The sequence below is a fragment of the Enterovibrio norvegicus DSM 15893 genome, from assembly GCF_900115495.1.
GTDB classification, from domain to species: Bacteria; Pseudomonadota; Gammaproteobacteria; order Enterobacterales; family Vibrionaceae; genus Enterovibrio; species Enterovibrio norvegicus.
The window spans coordinates 1-25927 of the sequence record NZ_FOWR01000017.1 but is presented as its reverse complement, the minus strand read 5'-3'; the positions used below and the strand labels follow the sequence as shown (position 1 = coordinate 25927).

Below are 25927 nucleotides of genomic sequence, written 5' to 3'. Positions count from 1 at the left end.
GAGCAATTCAGATCAATAATGTGCCAATTGCGGGAATTTTGTTCAGCGCCATCGGTTCTGTTTCATATAACCAGAAGAAAAAATAACCAAACGCGAGAAAAATGCCCTGAACTCAGGCTACAGGTTGAGGAATCGAGGGGACTGCGTGATAATCAACAGATTACAAGGTATTAGGAAACATCATGACTCAGGATGAATATTTTTCGGTACACGCACATCTAAAGATCAATGTAGAAGTATTGGGTGAAGGTGAGCGCGTTCCCTCTGATGTCGAATTTGAACGTGAAACCCCTATTGCCTTTCGGATCGCCAGTGAATGTAGCGAGCTCGATGGCGGCGTTGAAAAAGAACTTCACACACTGCACCATGACAACAGCCAAGCGCTGTCGAAATTTTTGCATGCCCAAAATGAAAAAATTAATCTTTTACTCGGTTTCATGTTGTCTCAGCAAGACGACCCGACATTGCGTCATCAAACCGAGACCTTTGGTGCCAGTAGCTTAACCTTTATCGCCAAAAAGCCCTTCCAAAAAGGTCAGCAAGTTCGTCTTAAACTCTTTCTTGAGAACCCGCCCTCAGCGATTTACTGCTACGGTAGCGTCTACGGTATAAAAGAAAAGAATGGTAAGTATGCCGTGGGTGTAAAATACACACGATTACAAGAAGACGACAAAGATGTCCTTATTCGTGCCGCGTTGCATCAGCAGCAAAAGCTTCTTCGTCAACGCGCAATGGAACGAAATAACTAAGCCTCAATTCGATGACTAACTCAGCCTTATTTACTTTGCCTGCCCCAGAAAAGGCCGGCGACACGCGCGTTATTGCCAACTTACTCGGCGCTGCGCTGCCCCTTACGATTGCACAACTCGCCAATCAGCAACACAGAATGATGTTGCTCGTGGTGCCTGACAATCAAACCGCATTGAAGCTACAGCCAGAAATTAGCCAATTCACTGGTAGCGAATGCCATGTGTTTCCTGATTGGGAGACATTGCCTTACGACAATTTCTCGCCGCATCAAGACATTATTTCTGACCGCATTGCGCGCTTGTACCAATTGCCTCAGCAAACGTCTGGCATTGTAATTATTCCAGTAAGCACACTGTTACAGCGTGTCATGCCGCGCTCATTCTTGGTTCAACACGCGTTGATCGTAAAGAAAGGCGACCGCGTTTCACTGGAAAAACTGCGTCATCAGCTTGAGCTGTCGGGCTATCGACATGTGGATCAGGTGATCGAACACGGTGAATACGCCAGTCGTGGCTCCATCATTGATTTGTTCCCGATGGGTTCAAATCAGCCTTTTCGTATCGATTTCTTTGATGATGAAGTCGATACTATTCGTGAGTTCGACCCTGAAAACCAACGTTCAACACAAGAACTTGATCAGATCAACCTGCTTCCAGCGCACGAATTCCCAACCGACGATGATGCTGTAGAGCAATTCCGTGGTCGCTGGCGCGAGCGCTTTGACGCGCGCCGTGAACCGGAATCGATTTACCAACAGGTCAGCAAGAAAACGTGGCCATCAGGCATCGAATATTGGCAGCCACTTTTCTTTGATCAAACAGAAACGCTGTTTGATTATCTGCCAGAAAACACCTTACTTCTAACCTCAGGCGATTTAGAAACCTCGGTACGCGGTTTCCTCTCTGACGCCGAATACCGCTTTGATCAACGACGCGTCGATCCGATGCGCCCATTGCTCGCGCCGAATGAATTGTGGCAAACCATCGACGAACTGTTTTCTGCATTCAAAGCCTATCCACGCATTAAGCTAGAGCGCGAAACCACAGACAATAAAGCCGGTCGTCAAAATGCCGCCATTTCGCTGTTGCCTGAACTGACCGTTAATCAGCAACTCAAAGAGCCGCTGGGTGCGCTTCGCAAATTCTCAGAAGAGTTCAACGGCAAAATCGTTTTCTCTGTTGAGACGGAAGGCCGTCGCGAAGCCATGCTCGATCTGTTGGCGCGCATTAAAATCCGCCCTATGGTCTGTGAATCCTTGGATGAGGCCATTGCCTCCCCGAGTCTGTTCGCGTTGGTTGTTGGCCCGGCTGAGATAGGCTTTATCTCAGAAGATCCGAAATTCGCACTGATTTGTGAAAGTAATTTACTGGGTGCGCGCGTCGTGCAGCAACGCCGTCGCGACAACAAAAAAGCCACCAGCAATAGCGATACCTTGATCCGTAACCTTGCAGAGCTGCAGCCAGGTCAGCCCGTCGTTCACCTTGAACACGGTGTGGGTCGTTACATTGGATTACAAACACTCGAAGCAGGCGGCATTGAAACTGAATACGTCACCTTAGAATATCAGCAAGGCTCAAAACTGTATGTTCCGGTCGCTTCACTACACTTGATCAGCCGTTACAGCGGCGGTGCGGAAGAAACCGCCCCACTGCACCGCTTAGGTGGTGATGTATGGGAAAAAGCCCGCAAGAAAGCGGCAGAAAAAGTCCGAGACGTGGCGGCTGAGCTGTTGGATGTATACGCAAAACGCGCCACTAAGCCGGGCTTTGCCTTTAAGCACGATAGAGAAGCGTACCTGGATTTTTGTGCCAACTTCCCGTTTGAAGAAACCGCTGATCAGAAACAAGCGATCAATGCCGTCTTGTCTGATATGTGTCAGCCTATTGCCATGGATCGCCTTGTTTGTGGTGATGTGGGCTTTGGTAAAACTGAAGTCGCAATGCGCGCGACCTTCTTGGCTGCAAACAACAGCAAGCAAGTTGCCGTGCTCGTGCCGACGACGCTATTGGCACAGCAACACTTTGAAAACTTCCGCGACCGTTTTGCCAACCAACCCGTTCGCGTAGAAGTGCTTTCACGCTTCAAGTCCGCCAAGGAGCAAAAACTCATCCTTGCGGATGCCGCAGAAGGGAAAGTCGACATTTTGATCGGCACCCACAAATTGCTGCAAAGCGACGTGAAGTTCCAAGACCTTGGTTTACTTATCGTCGATGAAGAACACCGCTTTGGTGTGCGTCAGAAAGAAAAAGTGAAAGCAATGCGTGCAGATGTCGATATTCTCACGCTGACCGCAACGCCAATCCCTCGTACCTTGAACATGGCAATGAGTGGTATGCGCGATCTTTCGATAATCGCCACACCACCTTCACGCCGTCTCGCCATCAAAACCTTTGTGCGTGAAACCGATAAGAACTTGGTGCGAGAAGCCATGCTGCGTGAAATCATGCGTGGTGGTCAGGTGTACTTCCTACACAACGACATCGACAGCATCGAGAAAACCGCGGATGAGCTGGCAGAACTGGTGCCAGAGGCGCGCATTACCGTCGCTCATGGGCAAATGCGTGAACGCGAACTTGAGCGCATCATGTCGGATTTCTATCACCAGCGTTTTAATGTCCTGGTGTGTACCACCATCATCGAAACAGGCATTGATGTACCGACCGCGAACACCATCATCATGGATCGCGCCGATCGCTTCGGCTTGGCGCAGCTACACCAGCTTCGCGGCCGTGTGGGTCGTTCACATCACCAAGCCTATGCGTACTTGCTTACACCGCATCCAAAACGCATGACCAAAGACGCCGCAAAACGTCTTGAAGCCATTGCCTCTTTGGAAGATTTGGGCGCAGGCTTCACGCTGGCAACCCACGACCTCGAAATTCGAGGCGCGGGTGAGTTACTGGGTGATGAGCAAAGCGGTCAAATCCAATCCATCGGTTTTACCCTTTACATGGAAATGCTTGAGCAAGCTGTTGAAGCATTGAAGGAAGGCAAAGAACCGTCATTGGAAGAACTGCTGAATCAACAAACCGATGTGGAACTGCGTTTGCCTGCCTTGCTGCCAGATGCATACATTCCTGACATCAACACGCGCTTGTCATTGTACAAGCGTATCGCGGGCTCTAAATCACAAGATGATGTGGAAGAGTTACGTGTTGAACTGATTGATCGCTTTGGCTTATTGCCAGATGCGGCCACAAACTTGCTGACGATTCAGCAAATAAAACTAGACGCTGCACGTCTGGGCGTAAGAAAAATTGACGCGCACGACAGAGGTGGTGTGATCGAGTTTACTCAAAACGCCCAAATTGATCCCGGCTTCTTAGTGGGTCTGTTACAATCCCACCCAAGCCGTTACCGTTTTGATGGACCCACAAAGCTAAAAATCGCTGAACCGCTGACAGATAGACGTGAGCGAGTCGCGTTTATCGAAACACTTTTAACGCAATTTGCTGACAATTTATTGGTTGCCTGAGTCTAAGGCAGTCATATGTATTCGAAACGGAGTAATGCTTTGAAGAAGCTAATTTTCCTGCTGCTGTGCACCATTAGCTGGCAAACGATGGCTGAACGCCTCTATGACGTTGAAGTTATCGTCTTTAAAAGAAACCAGAGCCCTGATGCAGTGAAAGAAAACTGGCCAGAAGCGCCGGGTGGTATCAACTTGTCTAACGCAGTTTCCCCTTATGACGCTGCATCAATGGCTGCGCGTGGACTGACCCTTTTGCCGAAAAGCGAATGGAAGTTAAACGCTGAATATAATCGCTTATCACGCCATGCAGGCTTTAAGCCTTTGGTGCATGTTGCTTGGCGTCAAAATGACGGAAGCAGAGGCGCAATGCCAAAAATGCGTATGGCTGCGGGTAACAACTACGGCAAAGACTATTACAAAGACGGTACACCGAAAGGCATGCAAACCGTTGGTAGTGATGGTACCGAAAAGAAAAGCGGTTCGATGTATGAACTCGACGGTTTCATCCGTGTATACGTTCAGCACTACCTGTTTATAGAAACCGATCTTGTGCTGCGTGAGCCGGGCGAACGTAAAGTGCTTCAAGATGTCAGTGCAGCCCCTGCCCCATTGGCGGGTCAATCAGACACTGTATTACAAGACATCGCACAAGATGGTGAAGCGACCAATGTTGCTGCTGTTGGCACACCAAATGATGACGTGAGCTTTGCGGGTCTGCAAAAGCTAGAACGTAGCTACGCCATTGAGAAGTTCCTTCAGCCTTACGCCTTTGAGCAGAAGCGCCGCATGCGCAGTGGTGAAATCCACTACCTCGACCACCCTCTCATGGGCTTGATCATTCAGGTCACGAAAGCAAACTAATACATAGCGCCCTCACTGAGGGCGTTTTTATTCAACTACATTCAATGTTACGCATTGAAGTCCTTTCTTATCCTAATTAAGTGCATTTGACACCATGCAAGCAAACTTGGAATTTCAAACAGATCGCCTACTTCTTCGCGCATTAAAGCGTGTGGATGTTCAACCACTACAACGTGCCATCAGTTCCTCAGCCGACAGCATTTCGCCTTGGCTCGATTGGTGCAGTGAGGGCTTTGATGAATTGGATGCAGAAGCGTGGATAAACCGCAGCCGACAAGGCTGGCTAACGGGCAGCAGCTATGAACTTGCCGTCTTCGAGCAAAGCAGCGGAGACCTCGTCGGTTGTGTTTATGTATCAAGCATTGATAGCGTCGCTAACCTTGCAAACCTTGGTTATTGGATAGCAACCGAGTATCAAGGGCGCGCATATGCCTTAGAAGCCACAGAAGCCATTGCCAGCCTCGCATTCAGCCACTTATTGCTCACCCGTTTAGAACTGGTGATGGACCCTGCAAACACAGCCAGCATTCGCATAGCAGAAAAACTTCAAGCTACCTATGAGTGCCGCGCGAGAAATCGCTACATGTATAACGGCGAAGCCAAAGAAGGTTTGGTTTACAGTTTGGTGCCCAGTGACCTTGGGTTTATAACTCACTAACTTTACATACTCAAACGCGTCCTCATAGAGTTTATACCCAAACTATCAAGCAGCCCGCAGAGAAAGCGCGCTTGTTTTGGGTATAACCCCACCCCCATTCCAACATTTCATGTGATTACATGAAAGGCTCAGATTTGTCGCAAATATCCAAAACGACGCTTTCTGCATCAAAAGCTGCCCCGCAACGAAAAAAACCTCAAGTCATTGAAATTAATAGTCAATATACAAAGAGATGAAAAAGGCCAGATAGACTGAAACCTTATTGCAATATATTCAAAAAGAAACTGTCACTTTTCTCAATATAATGTTGTCTATCAGTAATCTACCAAATAGCTACCATGCGAATAACAACGTTACCTTGGGCGATATTTCTTATAGGCGCAGGCCTTGCATACTTCAGTGGGCTATCAGTAAAAAAATTAGAGAAAGAGAAACAACTCAGCACGTTTGAAGCGTTAGTCGAACAACGATTAAATGCGTTAGAGAAATCCCTGTATTCCTTCCAAGAATTACAATTCTCCGGACAGTTGTATTTTCAAAACAGTCAAACATTGGATAAGGAAACCTTTCAACAATTCCTGGCGTCAAGAACGAAAAAAAATGACGGCATTCATGCTGTATTTTGGACACCTAAGGTAGATAAAAACACAGCACATCAATTTGTTCGTGACGTGGTTGAGCAGGAAGATAAGGACTATGCGCAGTTTACTCTTTATCCTGAAACACCGACTCGCTGTGGATCAGCACTAAACAAATACACGTTTCCTGTGTTGTATGTTTCCCCCGAAACACATACCAAAACCTATGTGGGATGGCGCGCCGATTCTCAATGCGAATTTGTTTTTGCCATGGAGCGCGCTTTTTTCCAGCGAAGTCCAGAAAGCCACTTTTTCAAAGACGAACACGGTGGAGGATTGCGACTATTTTCTGCGATAGTGGATAAAAATGCATTGCGAGGCTTCCTCACATCCACCCTGTATTTTGAGGATTTTTTTGGTGCTATTTGGCCACACGAAAAAATCGGTAAAAGCCTGCATATCACCGTCACGCCTCAGTTTAGCAACAAAGGCAGCACCTCTGCTCTGTATCAAACGACATCATTGGAAAATATCAATGCCTCCTACCCGAGTGTGCGACATTTAGTGGCAATCCCTGGTAACGAAGAAGGCGTATGGATTGAGTTTCAGCCTCTGAACTACGGCGAAGTAGAAAGCATATATAGTTTAATCGTCATGATTCTCACCATGTTGCTTACCGTCGCAACAGCAGCCTGTATTTGGTCATATTCCAATCGCTTGCAGCTCGCAAGCAAACTTGTGAAAGAACAAACCAAGAAACTCCGTTTTCAGGCTCGCCACGACCAACTAACTACCCTGCACAATCGCGTCGCGCTCGAGAAAAACCTTAAAGAAGAAAAACAAAAGATCAGCCAAGGTGTTAGCGACGGTTTCTCACTGCTTTTCATAGATTTAGACCGATTCAAAAATGTCAATGATTCGCTCGGCCATCTGATCGGTGATCGCCTACTGAGAGAAGTTGCAAAACGCTTGTTAAACATCACACAAGACAATCATCGAGTTTTCAGGTTTGGGGGGGATGAATTTGTGGTTTGTCTAAGCGGCATAACGTGCAAAGTAACGTCACTCACGTTCGCCACCCGTTACCTCAGCGCGATCAGCGACAATTACATTATCGATGAACACAACATACAACTGGGCGCTAGCATCGGCATTTCTGCAATCACAGACCCACAATTCACCTTGCTGGATATCATCCAACAAGCCGATATCGCGATGTATCATGCCAAGGAGAGCGGCGCATCCATCTCTTTTTATGAAGAACGCATGCTTAAACAAGTTCAAGCAAGGTTTAACATTGAACAAGAGCTCAGTCAGGCCGTTGAGCTCGAACAGCTCTACCTCATGTACCAACCCATCTTGAAAAGCAATCGCGTTGAACACTTCGAAGCCCTTCTTCGCTGGAACAACCCTAACATTGGGCAAGTCTCTCCCGCCGATTTCATTCCCATTGCGGAAGATACAAATCACATTCATCGCATTGGAAACTGGGTGTTTGTTGAAGTGTGTAAGCAGCTCGATAACTGGTACATCAACGCGGAGAACGACACGTTTCCCGGCATAACAGTCAACGTGTCAGCCAAGCAACTTCAATCTCCAAGCTTTGTCGACTTCGTTAAAACTCTGCTCTCTCGTCATTCATTCCCAGCGCAAAAGCTCGGTATCGAAATCACTGAATCGACACTCATTGGTAACGAAAATGTTGCCTTAGAGGCACTCAACGGACTTCGCGCACTCGGTATTCGTTTATACCTCGATGATTTCGGAACAGGCTACTCTTCATTGTCTTTGCTGAGTTTGTATCCGTTTGATGTATTGAAAATAGACCGAAGCTTCATCACCGATGTCGCGCTCCCTGACAGTAAATCATCCCGTTTATGCTCTGCGATCATCAACCTCTCGCACGCCATCGACATTGATGTCGTCGCAGAAGGTGTTGAAACGCAGGTACAGCTCGATTGGCTATCTGAAAAAGGCTGTGATTATGTACAAGGGTTTCTTAAATCAAGGCCGCTCCCTAAAGAACAGCTCGTTTATTGGCACCGTGCATGCCATGAGAAACCACCTATCCGAGAAAATTAACATCAATGAACAAAGGACATATGGCAGGAAAAGAAAAGCCCAGAACATGTCTGGGCGCTTAAAAATACGTGCTGTTTCGATACGGTATCGATTTAGTGCAGCTTTAGCGATGGACGCAATACGCGGTTAATGCGGCTAACCAGCATCATCAAACCGGTACGTAGCAGACCGTGCAACGCGATTTGGTGCATACGGTACAGCGACACATAAACAATACGTGCCATGCGGCCTTCAACCATCATCGAACCTTTGGTCAAATTGCCCATCAAGCTACCAACGGTAGAGAAACGGCTGAGTGACACCAAAGAACCATGGTCTTTATACGTGTACGCTTTCAGTTCACGGTCTGTTAGCTTCGCAACAATGTTGCTGAAACAACGGCTCGCCATTTGGTGCGCGGCTTGCGCGCGTGGTGGCACCATTGAACCGTCTTCTTGCAGGCACGCTGCACAATCACCGATAACAAAAATATCGTCATCACGTGTGGTTTGTAGCGTTGGCTTCACCACCAATTGGTTGATACGGTTGGTTTCAAGACCCGCAATGTCTTTCATGAAGTCAGGGGCTTTAATGCCCGCCGCCCACACCATGATTTGTGCTGGGATCTTGTCGCCATCTTTGGTCGTGAGGCCTTCTGCATCTGCTTTAACAACCATGGTTGCCGTGCGAACGTTTACGCCTAACTTGATCAATTCTTGCTGAGCAGAGCCAGAAATACGTGGTGGCAATGCAGGAAGAATGCGCTCACCGGCCTCTACCAAGGTCACGTTCAATTTAGAACTGTCTAGGTCTTGGAAACCGTAGTTGTGCAGTTCTTTGATTGCGTTGTGAAGCTCTGCAGACAGCTCCACCCCCGTCGCGCCACCACCCACGATGGCGATATCAACAGAGCCGAGGCCCGATTTCGCGTGAAGTTTCAGAAACTCGTTGTTCATTTCATTACGGAAACGACGCGCTTGTTCTGGACTATCAAGGAAAATACAGTTGTCGCGAACACCTTCAGTATTAAAGTCGTTCGATGTTGAGCCAATCGCCATCACAAGAATGTCATAGGACAGTTCACGTTGTGGCATCAGCAATTCACCGTCTTCGTCGTCACGTAGCTCTGCAAGTGTCAGGGTTTTCGTGTCACGGTCAATGCTAGAAAGGCTACCTAGTTGGAATTCGAAATGATGGTTTTTTGCATGCGCGCGATAGCTGATTGCGTCTACACCTTCATCTAATGAACCCGTTGCAACTTCGTGAAGCAATGGTTTCCATAAATGGCTCGATTTACGGTCAACAAGTGTGACTTGTGCGCGCCCCTTACGTCCGAGCGTACGGCCAAGCTTTGTCGCTAGCTCCAGGCCACCAGCACCGCCACCTACTACTACTATTTTGGTCACGATTATTTCCTCACCATGATTTTAAATTCAAACTGTTGATCACTTCGTGCAGTAGCACGAAGCTAAAAATTGGGTAATGTGGGTGAGGTTTTGAATTGGCTTTTCAGCCTTCTATCTTGCGGATTCGTTCGTTGTTCTGTTTCCGCGGATGAGCATGTTATTTTTTGATTTGTTGCTCATTTCAGACCTAATCATTATACAGTTCACTTGATCTCAATCAATTTTTAAATCTGCACATATGCACCTGTTGCAGTAAAAAACGCCAAACCAATCAAACTGAGTAACAACGAGAAACAAATGAAAAACACTTAACAACACTGGTAGTTACAACCAGTGTTGTCCTATGCACATTTGCTATGCACTTTCTTTAAATGCTTTCATTGCTTGGAGGTGAGAAGAAATGCTCTTGAATTTGTGTGTCTGGTTATCATCCCAAACAACATCGTAGTGTGGGCTCAGTAAAGAAGCGCTACGTTGATTGTCGAGCACTTCATCTTCTGAAGACAACACCACCATACAACGACCTGCGTTCTTTTGACGGAAGCTCTCAACACACTTGGTGCTGATGTCGCGATATTCTTCAGGACGATCGATACGGCCTTCCATGTTTTCTTCGGGGAAAAGGTTAGGGTTGAAAATGACCTGTTTAATGCCGCTTAAAAATCCAATGCGCTCAGACCAAAAACCGCCGAGTCCGACACCACAGATCAGTGGATTTTTATCATCAGACAGCGACATGTGCTTGCTGACTTCTTTGAGCAAATGTTGCATGTCATGTTTTGGATGAAGTGTGCTGTAGTTGATAAAGCGCACGTCAGGATCGATAAACTGCAACTGCAGTACTTTTTCATGGTTGCCTGGGCTTGTGGAGTCAAAGCCGTGAAGATAAATAATCACAAAAATTCCCTCTCAAGTCGCTCATAGTGAGATTGAGCACCATGACCTTCTTCGTGTGAGTCAACGTGATAACATAAATCATCCCGCTATCACATACTTTTTATAAGGTTAAAAGACAAAGCCCGAAAGCGGTCAACAAATTTGACACTCTTTGTCGACGAATTAACCAGTCACCGTTTTTGCGTGAACCCATCAGTTTTCCAAAGCACCGAGATCGTCACTAAGTGAAGCGAGCGTATTTCTGAGCGTTTTTCGCTGCGTTTCGGTGAGATGTTTGTCCATGCGTTGCAACAATTCATAACGCCTTGCTAGGTACAGTGACATGTCGCCCTGAAAATCGTCACTCTTGAACACCACCAGCTTGCCAAAATAGGCATTGAGACGCTGCTCTAACGCTGGATCATCCCTTTCTTCGAATATAAGGGTTAGCTCTTCAAATAAGCCATCACGAATCGAGTAAAATACAGGGCGCATTTCAATTTGGTAGCTCGCCATTTCCTTGAATTGGTCAGACTGCTTCCTGTTTACCGAATCAATCCAATACTCAGCACGTTCAATGAGCGTTTCTTGGCGTCGAACAAGCTGTTCGCTAGACGAACCCTCATTGGCTTTTTCAACAGCCTCATCGACATTGGTTTGGATGGTTTTCAACCATTGCTCGGCTTGCTCATCACTGAGTGATGCGATCAAGTTTGCTAACGCGGGCGTGAGCCCATGAAGGGACGCGAGAATGGTTTGATTCACGACCCCATGGTAATCATTGATTTCAGAATAACTGAGTGGCGTTTCGAGTTGGCTTTCCATGTTTTCCAGCAAAGCGCGGATCTTAGGAAGTTCGTTCTGGCGATGCCAAGAATGAAAGGCATCAAGGTCTCGATCGAGCTGTCTTTGCTGTGTCGATGTCATGTCGACATAGTCAGAAAGATAATAATCTATCCAAAAGGGTAAGGTGTTATACGCCAACTTGTTCGTACACGCAGAAAGAAACAGGACCGTCACGATAGCCAGCAACGTTAGTCTGACATCCAGTCGCCACCTTTTCATTTACTGCCTCTCTCCTTTTTTTATCGCTGAGTCTTTTATCGACTTGTCTTTAATCGATTAGTCTTAACCATGCATGATGTTGTCCAGTTCATGCAGATACGTATCAGCACGTTCCTTGTACAAGGTTAAACCATAGAGTTCATAGCCAAGCAAAAACCAAAGCAAGCCAAGGTATTTCGCCACAGGCACCCACTGTTCACAGGCATCCATCCAGTGAGCCACATCGTCTATACGTCGATGCGCGCAATAATGGTTTACCGCCAACGATAGCTTGATGTCATTTGCCAACGCCGTCATCACGATGTCCAACGCCGGATCCCCCAGCGCGGCATATTCCCAATCAATCACAGAAAGCTGCCCATTCGGCGTATTGATCAGATTGTAATAGCCCAAATCGTAATGGCACATGGTCAGCGCTAAACCGCTTTTGAACGCGTGTCGCTGAAAATATGCATGGATCTTGGTCACCCTATCCGTTTTCGCTGAATCACTGAGATGCGCAAAATAGTGCTGCGCCTTTTCAAACGGGTCAAACGTATTAGTGGGTGGCGTCATGTCATGGATACGCACCAACAGTGGCATCACTGTCTCCACATCGGCACTGCCAAGGACTTCACCGTCAATCCAAGCCGTGAGCAGCCCTTCTGGTATCACACACACAGGCTTGCTGGTTAAACCGGCGTCATAACCTAGGACAAGGGCATTGAACTCATGTTCCCTGTTCGCGCCAAAAACCCGAGCACCTTCGCCTTGCGGTCGCCACACGTAACGATGTCCTTCAACGTCTTGCAACACCATACAGCGATTACTTAGCCCACCAACCAAATATTCTGCTGATGTAATAATGCAATAAGGCCGCAGTGTTTCTATCACTGCGGCCTTTTCATCTATTGCGTTGCTGTGCACGTATTACCAGCCAAGCACTGATTTAGACTGCTTCTTACGAATTTCAGTTTCATCAGCCCATTCAATCAAACCTGTTTCCAGATCCATTAAACGCATGGTCATTTTGTAATAAACGTCTTCGTCGCTGCCAGCACGTTTGTTGATGCTTGAAAGGTTGCCATACAGCATGTACTGCGCCCCTACCATCTTACCAAACTGGATTGCAGTACCAGGGTTAACCAAGGCATCGTTGTTCTGGAAGTCAAGTTGGTCACGCACCGCGTCAACACGTGTCATGTCCACGAAACGGAACTTGCCCGATTTCAGCATGCGCGTGCTGATGCTATCAGTGATGGATTCCGTATCAATATGCTCTGCCGTTTTGTTCTTGATGGATTCAACAAAAACAATCGGACGATCGTTACGGGTAATGGCAGAAATTGCGCCCGAAGAAAGCATGCTATCCGTCATATCAACGGCGATTTTTTGCAGGTCGGTTGAACCGAACTCGATGGTGGTGGTTTCCACTTCCTGCGCGTCACCGTAGCTCACTTTCTGCGAACATCCCCCCATGATGAGTGCAACACTCATCAGCGCTATTACGCTCTTATTCATTTTACTTTCCTGTTGTAGTCTCTAATCAGACGTATCACTGAACATTACGCAATGACACACGAAAATTCTTAGCATTTGGATTTAATGCCACACCTTGAAGCGTCACCGTGTCGTTACCGTAGACAATAAACTGTCGCCAAGGTGATTTGCCGCTGTCGACCTCTAACCCTTGTTCGTCGTACCAGTTAAAACGGTATTGCAGATTTTGCGACTCGCTGCTTTTGTTCGTCACCATCACTTGCGCCAACAAACGCTCGTTCACTTCGCTGGTTTTCGCATTACCGAATTCCAAAGACTTACCCAGCACTTCATTGCCAAGTACGACGTTTTGGTTGCTGCTGTCTATGCTGATCCCCGATGTGTTTTGCGCACATCCACTTAAGACCATTGCTGCACTGAACAGTATCACTGAGATACGCATCAGATTCCTCCTAAGTTACCCTGCCAATGAACAACATTTCCACCTTGTCGTGACAACCACAAAAGCGTTGTTTGGCCGGGGTTAAGTGTAACGTTAATTGTTTTGCCATCAGCGGTCACTGCATGCTGTCCGGCGGCATAAAAACCACTGTAGACACCCGCAGTTTGCGGCAAGGTTTGCCAGCTGCGCGTGTCGGGTTGATCACTCAACGCGTTAAAGATGTTCGCAACCAAGTTGCCCACACCACTTTCATCTTGTTCCGCTAACGACTTACGCACTTCGTTTTTCGCCACAACACGCAAGACTTGTCGAACAGCAATTGCAGGCATCGCCTCATTTAGAGACTGCTGCGCCATGGCGTTTACATTGGTCAACCGCGACGGTGTCACTGCTTTTCCATCAATGGTTAACGCCTTTTGAGTCGCGCTCGATGTAGAGCGATAATAAGGCAGCGACACAGAGTACGACACCAGATTACCTGCACTGTCGTATAGCCATAACGGTAAACGCCAAGCATCACGGGCATTTACGACGCCTTGCTCGTTGATGATCACCAACTGCGCTTGAGATTTCGCCGGCTTTTTATATTTGCCGTACTGCTTCTCGAGCAGTTTCAATTCACTTTTTCTGCCTTGCTTAAACGCCACTCGCATCGCTGCTTTCGCGACAAAGGTATTGTCTGGCTCAACCGCAAGTGCGCGATTGTAGTCAATGAATGCGCCATTCAAATTCCGCTCTGCTTCATACAGTAGGCCGGATAGATAGAAAAGATATCCATTTTGAACGCTACTGAGCATTTTCCCTGCATCGGGATAACGAGACAGGATCGCACCCACATTGTCGGATATACCGTTCTGTTTCACCGATTTTTTGGTTTGCTCAAGTTCACTTTCGCGCAATTTACGTGCTTCTTCTTGCACGCGATTTGCTCGTCGCACTTCAACTAACGCGCCTTCTAAGTCGTTTTTCTGAAGGTAATCCAACATCAAGTAAAGATGCAGAAAGCCCAGTTCATAATCTGGTGGAGAATACGTCAGCATGTTGTCATTACTTAACAAGGAGCCGACCTGATTCAACCCTTCAGACAACTGAATAACCGCTGCACGTTGTTGTTCGACAGCAGCCGCGTCAGCCGTTTGTAACGCCTCTTCACTCGCCACTTGGTCACCGGCCAGCATAGCGACACGACCACGTTCCATGCCGTCCAATATAGGACTGTCAGGTGTGTCGGGGAGCGATGCTAACGCCGCGTTCCATTCACCTTGCTTTGCGAGTGCATGCGTACTTTGCAACGCTGCCGAATAATGGCTAAACAGCGTCTGGACAGAAAGATTGGCACAGCCCACTAACGCCAAGCTAAACACAGCGACGGTCAGGGTTCGCGAACGCCCGAAATTCTGTCTTGTCGTTTTAACAGCAGCTTTCAATCGACATGTGAAAGCTGATTTAACATGACGGCGCATTAACCGATGAGCATCGGGCCCAGAGGACGGCCACCCACAAGATGCATGTGAATGTGGTAAACCTCTTGGCCACCATGAACGTTGCAGTTCATGATCAGGCGGTAACCATCTTCATCAATGCCTTCTGCTTTCGCCAACTTACGCGCAACAGTGAACATACGACCCAATGCCAATTCGTCATCAGCTTCAATGTCATTGACCGTTGGGATTAGCTTGTTAGGAACAATGAGAATATGACTAGGCGCTCGAGGGTTGATATCTCGAAATGCAGTCACGAGATCATCTTGATAAACCACGTCAGCAGGGATTTCCTTGCGAATGATTTTACTGAAAATGGTTTCTTCGGCCACGGGATACTCCAAATGAATGATTTCATGAAGTTGTCAGTATGCTAGAGACTGTCGCAATGAGCAATATTGAACAGTGTTTTAAAAGGGTATGTGTCTAGAATTGTTGCGCTTCGCTCACTCCCCTCCATATCCGCCACTGCAAATGTCTATTTCACAACGCGCTTTTTCCATTTGTGTCATTGACCTGTTGTTTATTAACCAAACTCTCATAAATTTTGCGAATAGGTTCAAATACTCGGAAGTCTGACGATTTTTTACCATAAAGATTTTGAAATACTGGCGGATGACATAGAAGAGCAACGCCTAAGCGTCGTGTGAGCGTCATGCGCACAAATAAATACGAAAGCAAAAGGCGCTTACGTATTGATTGCTGCATTTATTGCAACTCGCCATCTGTTTAGCGAGTGCATTTTAGGGAAGCACTAGAGAATACTCTGGTGGGAGGAATTCAAATGGCTAAAACGCGTCAAAGCTCCGTCATCCGTAGGATGTACGCAGGGTTTGCTGTGCTCGCCGTCAGTCTTGTGGCGACGAACACCCTCAATTTAAGCAGTTCAGAAAAAATTCACGGTCAACTCGAGGTCGTCACCTCTGAAGCATTGCCCTTGGTATCTTTGTCCAATGAAGCCAGTGTTAGCCTTCTTGCGGCTGACAAAATCTTCAAAGACTACCTTACAAGCAGCAATGTGACCCAAAGTGAACAGGTGCTTGAGAAGTTTAACGCCGCCCAACAAAAGTTCGACATCGCCCTGAGTCAACTCTATACCGCGACGTCACAGCAAGCAGAGCTTACCTCTCAGCTAGAATCCTTACGAGAAATCGAGAAACGGTATTTTTCTGAAGCCTCTGTCGCTATCAGCAATTATCAGCGTCAGCAAACCGCAAAAGATGAAGGTGTAACAGCCGCTCGCCAATTCCAACGCATGAACACAGCGCTTGCACTAGGCATGCAAGACTTCATTGCGAACAATGGCTCCACCACAGTAAAAATCATTTCAAAAACCTACTTTAAGAAGCTGCAAGAAACCGAAACGCACACGTCTGATGCACTGGCGAGCAACAAGCTAAATGATATAACCAAAGCGATGTCTGAAAACAAACGCAGCGTCAAGCAACTCAATTACTCTTTCCGCTCACTGAACTCTCAGCTACCTGAGCTAAAAGAGAAATTTCAAAAAGACCTCGATGCATTCACCCGTGATGTGAGCCGTGAAGGCGGCGTACTGGATCAACATTACGCCTACCTCGTCGCAACCAATGAGCTGTATAACAACATTGGCAATCTCGCTGTAGAAGTTGATAACGCGATGTCCATCCTGGATCAATTCCGCAATCAAGCAAATTCCGTGATGGCATCGTCCATCGAACAAGCGAATGCCTCCTTTGAAAACGGGGTAAAACAAACCATTTTCATCGGTGTATTGGTACTCGCCATTACCTTCTTGATCGGTTGGCACATTGCGCGCAGCGTTCGTAAACCGCTGGTGAGTACCTTGTCAGTCCTTGAGTCGTTGACGCAAGGTGACATGACCAAACGCATCGATGTGAAAGAGCACAATGAATTTGGTCAGCTGGCTGATCACATCAATACCTTGGCGGCGAACCTGCAGGGCATCCTTCGTCAAATCCGTGATGCAGCTGAAGACCAAGCAGAAGTGGCAGCCCAGAACCAAACCACCACGCTTGAAGCGAAAACACAGCTCAACGAACAGCGTCAACAGACGACGGCTGTTGCAGCGGCCATGACCGAGATGGAGCATTCTGTTCAAGACGTCGCCAACAGCGCGCAACAAACCATGGATAAAGTGATGGAAGTGAGCGATGCCGCCGCGAAAGGTCGTGAGATCATGACGCGCAGTATCAGCACAACCCACCAGCTATCCACCCGTTTAGACCAATCGGTAGCTGTGGTTTCATCTCTACAAGAAATGTCTGCCAGTATTGAAACCATCTTGGATGTCATCAGCAACATCGCCGACCAAACAAACTTGCTCGCGCTAAACGCTGCGATCGAAGCCGCACGCGCTGGCGAACAAGGCAGAGGCTTTGCTGTGGTTGCCGATGAAGTGCGTGTTCTCGCAAAGCGCACCTCTGATTCCACCTCTGAAATTGAAGACATGATCAGCAAGCTTCAACAGCAATCTCGCGAAGCCGTGTCTGTGATGCAGGAGTGTGTGGATGAGATGAGCAACAGCGTCACGCAAGCATCCGATGCCAATTCTGCCATGGAAGAAATTGAAGCCATCATCATGATGATCAGCGACATGAGCAGCCAAATTGCGCAAGCAGCGTCTGAACAACGCACCACCTCAGCAGACATTGCCCGTAACGTTGAACACATCAGCTTCATTGCCGATAACAGCTACAGCGCAATGCAAAATGTCGCAGGGGCAAGTGAACGTTTAGACCAACAAGCCGTTAGCCAAAACGAGTTGGTGCATAAATTCACGGTATAACCGCTACACAGTTCCTCAAATAAAACGGGCAGCTTCTCGCTGCCCGTTTTTATTGCGCTATTTTTCATCGTTCACAGTGGCTTCGCGGCACTATGCTCCTGCCCCCACCTAAGCAAAAAGTGCTCGCAAAAAAGTGCCTGTCTCGCTTATTGCCTGGTCTCGTTTATCGCTTGATGCGATAACGGTGCCCTTTTTCATACTGATTTTCTGATTCACAAACACAAAGCCAGCCCAACTTCCTTGCAACCGCTCGGCTCGCTGTATTGTCATTGGCGATAAACACCTGCACCTTGTCTAAATCCGTTGTGTCCGGCAGTTTATCTACCGCCATGCGACACATGTCCGCAGCGTAGCCTTTCCCCCAGTGTGCTTTTAGCAAAAAATAAGCAAAATCTTCAACGCCATCGATGACTTTTACCCCGCAAAATCCGACGAGATCATTCGTGTCTTTTGTGCGGAATACATGCCGCGTTGCAGCGTTCAATTCCAATTCGAACCATTCTGATGCTTCTTCATCGGTCAAAGGCCTTCGAGGGCCAAGAAATCGCATCACCACAGGATCTTGAAGAAATTCAAATATCGCGCGCTTGTCTTCCAAACACAGCGACGAAATAACGAGGTTATCCAATGTGTTGTCCTCTATCTACTTCTTTGTTTCAGTAGCATGCATGTGCTGTATTCAAGATAGTAAACGCGAAACCATATAGAGGAAAAATGAATGAAAACAGCGAATCTTTTGATGTGACACACTTCGCATTTTCGTTCGATTAGTATACTATGCGCCACCCCAATTTTTCGGCTCAAGCCTCCAGGTTATTATGTCGTTCAACACGTCCTCTGAAGCGTCGTCTAATGCTCTCTATACCGATTTGTCTGGCTACTATGATTTGATGTGCGTCGACATCAACTACGAAGCACAAAGTCAAACCATTCAAAGGCTGCATCAACTGTTTGGAAACAAGGGAAACCGCCACCTTGACCTTGCTTGTGGTACAGGCCCGCATGTTCGCTATTTCCTTGACTATGGCTATCAAAGCAGTGGATTGGACATCAACCAACCCATGCTCGACATCGCGCAAACACGTTGCCCTGAAGCCCAGTTTTCGCTTCAAGATATGTGTACTTTCGCGGTGGATGAACCAACAGATCTGATCACCTGCTTCTTGTATTCCATGCACTACAGCGGTGAGATTGCACGCTTAAAAGCCTTGATTGAAAGCGTCTATCACGCACTGAGCCCTGAAGGCATTTTTTGTTTTAATGCGGTGGACAAAGACAAGATCAACAATGATTCGTTTGTTCGTCACAGTGCTGACAACGAGGGAAGCCATTTTGTGTTTCAATCATGCTGGCATTACGGCGGCGAAGGCGAAAAGCAATCGCTACGATTGAACATCGAGAAAACAATCGATGACGAAACGCAAATCTGGCATGACGAACACCCGATGGTTGCAGTGAGCTTTAGCGAGCTACAAACGCTGCTTGCGCCTTACTTTGATGTTTACATGTTCGAGCACGATTACGACAAAATCATTCCTTTGGATAACGCATCTGGTAATGCGCTATTAGTCTGTGTGAAAAAGTCTTAATTGCTGCTTTATCGCTGCCACGTGTTTTCAACCACGTGGTAGTGATTCACATGGCGATCAGGCACCAGCTCGTAGTGAGCATCCTCAGGGTATAATTTAGCCACGTCGATATTCTCACCAGCAAATGCAGTAATACATTCGAGCGCTTCCCAATACGTTATTAGCGTAATTTCAACGCCCTCATCCACGTCCCGTTGAAATATTTGCGCGCCGAGAAATCCAGGTGTCTCAGACGACTCTTTCACACCCGTTTCGTACAGATATCCAATAAACCCTTCTTCGTGCTTCTTTGGACACGTCGCTTTCCATTCCCTTGCGATCATACTTCTTTTCCCTGTTGTTTTTGAAACACCCAAATCACACCCCACCCTAGCGTATAAGCCAGTAGATCAAGCCAATCGAATGTTGAACCGATAACAATGCTCGCAAGTTTATTACTTTGCAGGCCAACCACTTCAACAAAACGAAAATATTGGCCAATCTCAACACAGTACGCGAACACCAGCACAACAACGACAACACCAAAGGGCGAACCAAAAGAAATGCCGCGAGAAACGCATACATCCATACCACGACCAATACATCCCCCAGAAACGGGCGAACAAAGCTATCTTTCACAAACAAAGCAATGCCAATAAGAACAGCGAGCAATACCATACTTGCGAGAAAGTACTTTCCATTGAATGTGATCATAAGTGTACAGCGCGGAAATCAAGTGAATGGGGAATAGGCATGAAGGCGTTATAACATTTGCCCCCCATGCAGAAGCATGGTTTTTGTTTATGAGTGTGGAAATGGGGAGAAAAACCAACGGACTTCAACAGTCCGTTGCCAGTTGAGTGACGTTCTAAAACCTGTTGCGCGTTGGGTAAAGGAAACTAATACCCCATGTATTTGTCGATCAATGTTTCAAGCTTACCCTCAAGCGAGGCCTCGAAATCATCCAGGCTTTTCTCTAAGCGTGACAGATACTGAGAAGCTTGTGCGCGGCTCATTTTTTTACCCATCACATTAAACTGCATCTCTGGAAGGCTTTTGTCGTTTCTTGGTACCACATTCAAAGCAATGTAATCGGTGTTTAGTGTCAGCATTTCTTGTTCAATGTACTGACAAAAATCATCGATTTTGCTTGCCCCTTGAGGTCCAAGGCATCCTGGTTCAAGGCGACAGATAATACTTAACTTCATTCCTTCAGGTACAAGAGACGCGCTTCCCATTCAAAAAACTCCAAGCATTTTCAATTCATTATAAAAAGCAGAATAGTCCAAATCAGGAACAATCGCTCAATTGTTGAACGCACCCTGCAAGAATTATTTACACCTTCATATGTTAGAAAAGCCGCTGACACTGCCGACTTTGTTACGTTTAAACGCCTTACCAAGACTGAAAAAACAAAGACATGCCGCATGACTTTTTAAACGGCATGAACGCATTTGATTGCCGACCGACATGACACTTACATGAGAAAGAAGATGAAATACCGCGGCTTTTACTCTATTATCCTGCCGCCTGAGCGCAAGCGTTTGCTTTTTTCTCACATTCCTTGCTGACAGGCTCCAATCCGATATTTTAGCTATGGAGGGACGCCTTAATGACCACACTAACAATTACACGCCCTGACGACTGGCATGTTCACCTTCGCGATGGTGACGTACTGACAAATACCGTCAAAGACATCAGCCGCTACAATGGTCGCGCGCTCATCATGCCAAACACTGTTCCTCCTGTTACCAACACCGAAATGGCTATCGCCTACCGTGATCGCATCATGGCCGAAAAGCCTTCTGCACAGTTCGAGCCTCTCATGGCTTTATACCTCACCGACAACACCACCCCTGACGAAATTAAAAAAGCAAAAGCATCAGGCGCGGTTGTAGCAGCGAAACTTTACCCTGCCGGTGCTACAACGAACTCAGATTCAGGGGTTACCTCTGCACGCAATATCTACCCAGTGTTAGAAGCGATGCAAGAAGTGGGTATGCTGCTTCTTATCCACGGTGAAGTGACCACCCATGACGTTGATATTTTTGACCGTGAAAAAGCATTCCTCGATACCGTATTAGCCCCTATCGTTAACGATTTCCCAGGGCTAAAAATCGTTCTAGAGCACATCACCACCTCGGACGCTGCAAGCTTTGTGAAAAATGCCAACGACAATGTTGCTGCAACCATCACAGCACATCACCTGATGTATAACCGCAACCACATGCTGGTCGGTGGCATCAAGCCTCACTTCTACTGCTTGCCGATCCTAAAACGCAACACACACCAAAAAGCCTTGGTCGAAGCGGCCACCAGCGGCAGCAAAAAGTTCTTCCTGGGTACTGACTCAGCACCGCACGCTAAAGGTGCAAAAGAAGCAGCCTGTGGTTGTGCTGGCTCTTATACCGCACACGCCGCACTTGAACTTTACGCTGAAGTGTTTGAGCAAGAAGGCAAGCTGGAAAACCTTGAAGCGTTTGCAAGCCAAAACGGCCCAGACTTCTATGGCCTTCCACGTAACAGTGACACAGTAACACTGACCAAAGAAGAGTGGTCAGTTGCCGACACCATGCCGTTTGGTTCAGATGTTGTTGTGCCTATTCGCGCAGGCGAAAGCATTAGTTGGACAGTGAAATAAGCCACGTTGACCAACAAAAAAAGCCGAGTGCAGTGATGCACTCGGCTTTTTTATTTCGTAAAACCCATCACTCATATTTGGCTAAAAACTGCTCTCGCGTGATTTTGTATAAACAGTGCCGTTCTAGCGGATGTCCTTTTGGTAGCATCGGATGATCAAAGTCATTATGGCTATCCGCCATGCCAATTTTTATCATCACCCCCTGAGAGGGCACATTCTCTAACGCGGTAAACGCATATACGGATGATAAATTAAGCTCGTCAAAGGCAAACCTTAATGCCCTCTCGGCAGCCTCAGACGCGTAGCCTTTCCCCCAGAATTCTGACGCTAAACGCCAACCGATTTCAACAAGAGACGCTTGAGGAATACCACTATTCTCGTCTTGCGTATGGAGGCCAACTAAACCAATGAACTGCCCCGTGGCTTTAAGCTCAACCGCCCAGAACCCCCACCCTCTTTCCGTAATAAGGGACTGTGATCGCTTTGCGAGTGCATCACTTTCTGAGCGAGATAATTGAGCCGGAAAATAGCGCATGACCTCCGAGTTTGCATTCAGTGCGGCAAACGGTAAGTAATCGTCCTCTTTCCATTGCCTGAGTAAGAGTCTGGTGGTTTCTAAGGTCATGATGCCTCTCTCTGAGTAAAGAGCCGGAAATGGGCCGTGTTTACGCTTTTTGGACAATCAGATAGGTATGAAGCTCTGGATGTTGATCAAACTCCAAATGTCTGATCACACAACCTAGTTCGATGAACAAAGACAAAAAGCCATTCGTGCCTAACGATGAATAGTAAACGTCTGGCCCCATATAATCGTCAGTGTGATCGCCCTCAGCGGCGGTACCGCCGAAAGAAAAGATAAACACACCGCCCACATTCAGACTCTCAACAATTTTGGTGAGTACTGCGCGTTGCTCCGAGAGCGGGATATGCCAAATGCTGTCCCATCCAGTAATAAAGTCATACTTTTCAGGCAGGGTATATTCGCAAATATCCGCCAGAACAAAGTCGGTATCAGGATAGCGCTTTTGCGCAATTTTTAGCATTTCGGTCGATACATCAAGCCCTGTTGGCGTAAAGCCTTCATGAGACAACAGCTCAATAAAACGGCCTGTGCAACCACACCCAATATCCAGCGCTTTTCCTCGCGCATCAACAAACGCGATGGCTTTCTTGTGCTGCTCAATACCGTTGTTCATATTGAAGCGCTCACTCTCCCAAAGGTGAGTAATTTGGTTATAAGCCTGACCTACCTGCTGTGGTTTCACGCTATGCACTCCTTTTTGTGCGACGTTGAATATTGGAATGAACCAAGAGGCTTATAATAACGTGCTAAGGCGTATTTGTTGGGCATTTTTGGTGAGAAGCAGCGCGCTTAGCTGCCCAGTCGCCGATTTTCAGTGACCGCTTATTCAGTGTTTTAGCATGATGAACAAGATCTTGCATCACGGCAAAGTACGCTGGTTCTTCGAAGAGGAATTGGAGTCAGATTTTTGGTTTATGGTTTATGGTCCGAGCGGCTTTGATTATCTGAGCATAAATCAAAGAGCTGACTCCTTTCATATATTCTATACCTCGGTAACCACACTCCCGTCAGGCCTGATCATTCCAATGGTATAGGCTTGATCCAACATGCTGTCGTCTATGATCGCCCCACGAAGATCAGCACCCGATAGGTAGGTATTTTTGTCCATTAGTACGCCTGTTAGATTTGCGCCCTGCAAATTTGCACCCGATAGATTGGCCCCTTTCATGTTGCAGAAAAGAAACGAGCCCTTTTCCAAATTGGATGATGAAAGGTTAGCCTTGGCCAGGGTGACAAATGACATGTCTACTTGCGGCGCATAGACACTCACCAATAGCGCTTTGTCTAATCGCGCTTTTGTAAAGTTCGCGCCCGCCAGCGATGACTCCGTTAGGTCTGCCCCACTCAGATTTGAATCACTCAGGTCAGAACCATCCAATGATATTTTGATCAAACACACTTCTGCCAGATCCAGTCTGTTCATTGCGCATTTCTTTTCATTCAGGCGCTCCATCGCGATCTGTCTCGCCCGGGATGTTTTCACGCCATGCGAGCTGTCAATGGTTTTCCAACACTCAAGGATTCCGGCTTTTTCTGCATCGTTATTTCCTCGTAGCATAGTCATGATTAACAGCACCAAAGAGCAGGCACTGAGTAACCTCGTCCAATTCGGAACCCCATATATGGCGGCAATCTCCAAAACAACCACCGACAGTGCCAACCACAAAATCAATAGCTTTGGCACTGGCAGAGAATAAAGCCACGCCAAAGCGCCTGTTTTTATGGGTTTCTTGACTGTCTCAGTTGTGCTTTGGTTTTGCGCTTTCGCTTTTGCCGCACCCTCTTGCATTATCTGAGCGGCGTTGCTGTAGACCTCTGACCAAGCAGCCGCATAGTCATCCGTCCATTCCTCGCCTAACTCTTCCTCAAACGTCTGAAGCAGGGTTTGACCGACTATCGAATAATGCGACTCCAACACACCGTAAGACAAGTGCCGCTGCCCCAACGGTCCCAGCATATTCTGCAACTTTTCCGGATCATGCAAAGCAGCAACCATTGCCGTCAACGCGGCAAGCAGTTTGTCGGCCATTTTTGTCATCGAGGTGTTCGCGAAAAGTGGCATCAGGTGTGGCGAATGCTCTGAAATCCGCTGATAGAAAAGCTCTGCGAACTTCTTTCCGTCGGGCAGTTTCGCAAAGCTTTCCTCAACCAATTCAATCGTATCCATATTTAAAATTAACCTTTGAAAAAACGACCAAATAATATAAAAGTATAAACGAAAAATAACATCCTATTCATTCTGATCTCGACAAATCCGTATCGACCACGTGCAAGTATAAATTCCTATACGACTTGCATGTTTTTATTTCCTAATGCCACCCAAATATTAAGCATAGTTATTTAACCTCATCTCACCGATGATCATCATATATAACGGAGCATTCATAGCTTTGTCGTTTCTCTATTTACCTATACCGCACAACAAACCTTTTAATGGCTTTTTTCAGATAGAAAAAGTGAAATTAAAAACGAAATGAATGAAAGTGCAACATAGCCTTTTGGGTACTGTTCCAAAGGCGTGCATAGCCATAGCGTTTCGAAGCCGCAACAAATACTCTCTTCTCGCCTCGGACACGCCCTTGTCTGCAGTCAGAAAACGCTGGAAGCGCAAGCGAATGCAGCCAGCCAAGCGTTCTTTAAACCGCATACAGAGGCCAACGTGGAGAACAGCCCTGCTAGGTTAACCCATGGTAGCGCAGCAATTGCTCCATGCCGGGTTATGATGTTTCAGCAGCGTTAGTATTTCCCGCTGACAATGCCACTGAACGTCTCTTCTCAAAGGGACCCGCCGCAAGGGATAATCTGCGCCAGCTAAGAAATTACACCAATATTCGAAAAGCCAGATGGGTAAGGCCGGAAAACATCCGAATACTCGACGAGGGAAATTAGAACCAGAGGATTGCTGGTGTCCACTTCCCCTATGCTGAGACAGTCTAAACTGGAGTTTTCTGCCACAGAAAAAGCAGGAGATCATCATGAAGAAGTCACGGTTTACTGAATCACAGATAGTCACGATCCTCAAAGAAGCCGACGCAGGCATGAAAGTTGACGATATTTGTCGCCAACACGGCATCAGCAGCGCAACTTATTACAATTGGAAAGCCAAGTATGGTGGGCTTGACGCGTCTGAACTGAAGCGCATCAAGGAGCTAGAGGCAGAAAATGCCAAGCTCAAAAAAATGTTTGCCGACGTCAGTTTGGAAAACCATGCCATGAAG

24 protein-coding genes are annotated in these 25927 nt (G+C 47.1%); 9 read left to right on the top strand and 15 right to left on the bottom strand.

Annotated elements, in window-relative coordinates; all coding sequences use genetic code 11:
• The first annotated feature begins 182 nt into the window (after positions 1–182).
• The 5 genes from BM082_RS12350 (at position 183) to BM082_RS12330 (ending at position 8401) form a co-directional block, all read left to right on the top strand.
• Positions 183–749, top strand: a complete 567-nt coding sequence (locus BM082_RS12350) for a PilZ domain-containing protein (RefSeq protein ID WP_074927102.1) — start codon at positions 183–185, stop codon at positions 747–749.
• 11 nt (positions 750–760) lie between these two features.
• Positions 761–4225: a transcription-repair coupling factor gene (gene mfd, locus BM082_RS12345; protein ID WP_074927100.1), complete on the top strand. Its 3465-nt coding sequence runs from the start codon at positions 761–763 to the stop codon at positions 4223–4225.
• Between the two features lie 39 nt (positions 4226–4264).
• On the top strand, positions 4265–5083 hold the full coding sequence (locus BM082_RS12340) for a peptidoglycan binding protein CsiV (protein ID WP_026025158.1): 819 nt from the start codon (positions 4265–4267) through the stop codon (positions 5081–5083).
• Positions 5084–5189: 106 nt separating this feature from the next.
• Positions 5190–5741 carry a GNAT family N-acetyltransferase gene (locus BM082_RS12335; RefSeq protein WP_229491799.1) on the top strand — a complete coding sequence of 184 codons (552 nt, stop codon included), beginning with the start codon at positions 5190–5192 and terminating at the stop codon, positions 5739–5741.
• A 338-nt stretch (positions 5742–6079) separates the two neighbouring features.
• Positions 6080–8401, top strand: a complete 2322-nt coding sequence (locus tag BM082_RS12330) for a bifunctional diguanylate cyclase/phosphodiesterase (protein WP_017009072.1) — start codon at positions 6080–6082, stop codon at positions 8399–8401.
• Between the two features lie 92 nt (positions 8402–8493).
• Here BM082_RS12330 and BM082_RS12325 read toward each other — a convergent pair whose 3' ends face one another.
• From BM082_RS12325 to hinT, 8 genes are all read right to left on the bottom strand, one after another.
• Positions 8494–9786, bottom strand: coding sequence for an NAD(P)/FAD-dependent oxidoreductase (locus tag BM082_RS12325; protein ID WP_017009071.1), 1293 nt, complete (start codon positions 9784–9786; stop codon positions 8494–8496).
• Positions 9787–10140: 354 nt separating this feature from the next.
• Positions 10141–10683 carry an alpha/beta hydrolase YcfP gene (gene ycfP, locus BM082_RS12320; RefSeq protein ID WP_074927098.1) on the bottom strand — a complete coding sequence of 181 codons (543 nt, stop codon included), beginning with the start codon at positions 10681–10683 and terminating at the stop codon, positions 10141–10143.
• A 192-nt stretch (positions 10684–10875) separates the two neighbouring features.
• Positions 10876–11727: a DUF6279 family lipoprotein gene (locus tag BM082_RS12315; protein WP_074927096.1), complete on the bottom strand. Its 852-nt coding sequence runs from the start codon at positions 11725–11727 to the stop codon at positions 10876–10878.
• A 63-nt stretch (positions 11728–11790) separates the two neighbouring features.
• Positions 11791–12633 (bottom strand): phosphotransferase, encoded by an 843-nt coding sequence (locus BM082_RS12310; RefSeq protein ID WP_244276008.1) that lies wholly within the window; start codon positions 12631–12633, stop codon positions 11791–11793.
• A gap of 3 nt (positions 12634–12636) precedes the next feature.
• Complete coding sequence (gene lpoB / locus BM082_RS12305) at positions 12637–13227, bottom strand: penicillin-binding protein activator LpoB (protein WP_017009067.1); 591 nt, start codon at positions 13225–13227, stop codon at positions 12637–12639.
• A gap of 34 nt (positions 13228–13261) precedes the next feature.
• A complete protein-coding gene (locus tag BM082_RS12300; protein ID WP_017009066.1) occupies positions 13262–13648 on the bottom strand; it encodes a YcfL family putative periplasmic lipoprotein in 387 nt (128 codons plus the stop codon).
• Positions 13648–15111 (bottom strand): COG3014 family protein, encoded by a 1464-nt coding sequence (locus BM082_RS12295; RefSeq protein ID WP_074927092.1) that lies wholly within the window; start codon positions 15109–15111, stop codon positions 13648–13650. Before BM082_RS12295 ends, BM082_RS12300 begins: the two co-directional genes overlap by 1 nt.
• Positions 15111–15461 carry a purine nucleoside phosphoramidase gene (hinT, locus tag BM082_RS12290; RefSeq protein ID WP_017009064.1) on the bottom strand — a complete coding sequence of 117 codons (351 nt, stop codon included), beginning with the start codon at positions 15459–15461 and terminating at the stop codon, positions 15111–15113. The genes BM082_RS12295 and hinT overlap by 1 nt, the downstream gene beginning before the upstream one ends.
• 452 nt (positions 15462–15913) lie before the next feature.
• Here hinT and BM082_RS12285 point away from each other — a divergent pair, with 452 nt between their 5' ends.
• Positions 15914–17917 carry a methyl-accepting chemotaxis protein gene (locus tag BM082_RS12285; RefSeq protein WP_017014689.1) on the top strand — a complete coding sequence of 668 codons (2004 nt, stop codon included), beginning with the start codon at positions 15914–15916 and terminating at the stop codon, positions 17915–17917.
• Between the two features lie 163 nt (positions 17918–18080).
• Here BM082_RS12285 and BM082_RS12280 read toward each other — a convergent pair whose 3' ends face one another.
• Positions 18081–18545 (bottom strand): GNAT family N-acetyltransferase, encoded by a 465-nt coding sequence (locus BM082_RS12280; RefSeq protein WP_074927090.1) that lies wholly within the window; start codon positions 18543–18545, stop codon positions 18081–18083.
• Positions 18546–18735: 190 nt separating this feature from the next.
• Between BM082_RS12280 and BM082_RS12275 the strand changes: the two genes are divergently transcribed.
• Entirely contained in the window at positions 18736–19506 is a 771-nt protein-coding gene (locus tag BM082_RS12275; RefSeq protein ID WP_074927089.1) for a class I SAM-dependent DNA methyltransferase, read from the top strand.
• A gap of 8 nt (positions 19507–19514) precedes the next feature.
• Here BM082_RS12275 and BM082_RS25090 read toward each other — a convergent pair whose 3' ends face one another.
• From BM082_RS25090 to BM082_RS12260, 3 genes are all read right to left on the bottom strand, one after another.
• Positions 19515–19829: an antibiotic biosynthesis monooxygenase family protein gene (locus BM082_RS25090; RefSeq protein WP_074927087.1), complete on the bottom strand. Its 315-nt coding sequence runs from the start codon at positions 19827–19829 to the stop codon at positions 19515–19517.
• Positions 19826–20074, bottom strand: coding sequence for a ribosomal maturation YjgA family protein (locus BM082_RS12265; protein WP_244276006.1), 249 nt, complete (start codon positions 20072–20074; stop codon positions 19826–19828). The genes BM082_RS25090 and BM082_RS12265 overlap by 4 nt, the downstream gene beginning before the upstream one ends.
• Before the next feature lie 310 nt (positions 20075–20384).
• Positions 20385–20723: a hypothetical protein gene (locus BM082_RS12260; RefSeq protein ID WP_017009058.1), complete on the bottom strand. Its 339-nt coding sequence runs from the start codon at positions 20721–20723 to the stop codon at positions 20385–20387.
• A gap of 374 nt (positions 20724–21097) precedes the next feature.
• Between BM082_RS12260 and pyrC the strand changes: the two genes are divergently transcribed.
• Positions 21098–22126, top strand: coding sequence for a dihydroorotase (pyrC, locus tag BM082_RS12255; RefSeq protein ID WP_017009057.1), 1029 nt, complete (start codon positions 21098–21100; stop codon positions 22124–22126).
• A gap of 67 nt (positions 22127–22193) precedes the next feature.
• Here pyrC and BM082_RS12250 read toward each other — a convergent pair whose 3' ends face one another.
• The 3 genes from BM082_RS12250 to BM082_RS12240 all read right to left on the bottom strand — a co-directional run bounded on the left by BM082_RS12250 (position 22194) and on the right by BM082_RS12240 (position 24876).
• A complete protein-coding gene (locus tag BM082_RS12250) occupies positions 22194–22751 on the bottom strand; it encodes a GNAT family N-acetyltransferase (RefSeq protein ID WP_074927085.1) in 558 nt (185 codons plus the stop codon).
• 40 nt (positions 22752–22791) lie between these two features.
• Positions 22792–23391, bottom strand: coding sequence for a class I SAM-dependent methyltransferase (locus BM082_RS12245; RefSeq protein WP_017009055.1), 600 nt, complete (start codon positions 23389–23391; stop codon positions 22792–22794).
• Positions 23392–23691: 300 nt separating this feature from the next.
• Positions 23692–24876, bottom strand: coding sequence for a pentapeptide repeat-containing protein (locus BM082_RS12240; RefSeq protein WP_017016991.1), 1185 nt, complete (start codon positions 24874–24876; stop codon positions 23692–23694).
• An 808-nt stretch (positions 24877–25684) separates the two neighbouring features.
• Here BM082_RS12240 and BM082_RS12235 point away from each other — a divergent pair.
• Positions 25685–25927 (top strand): transposase (locus BM082_RS12235; protein ID WP_139218783.1); only part of this gene is annotated, 243 nt, incomplete at its 3' end.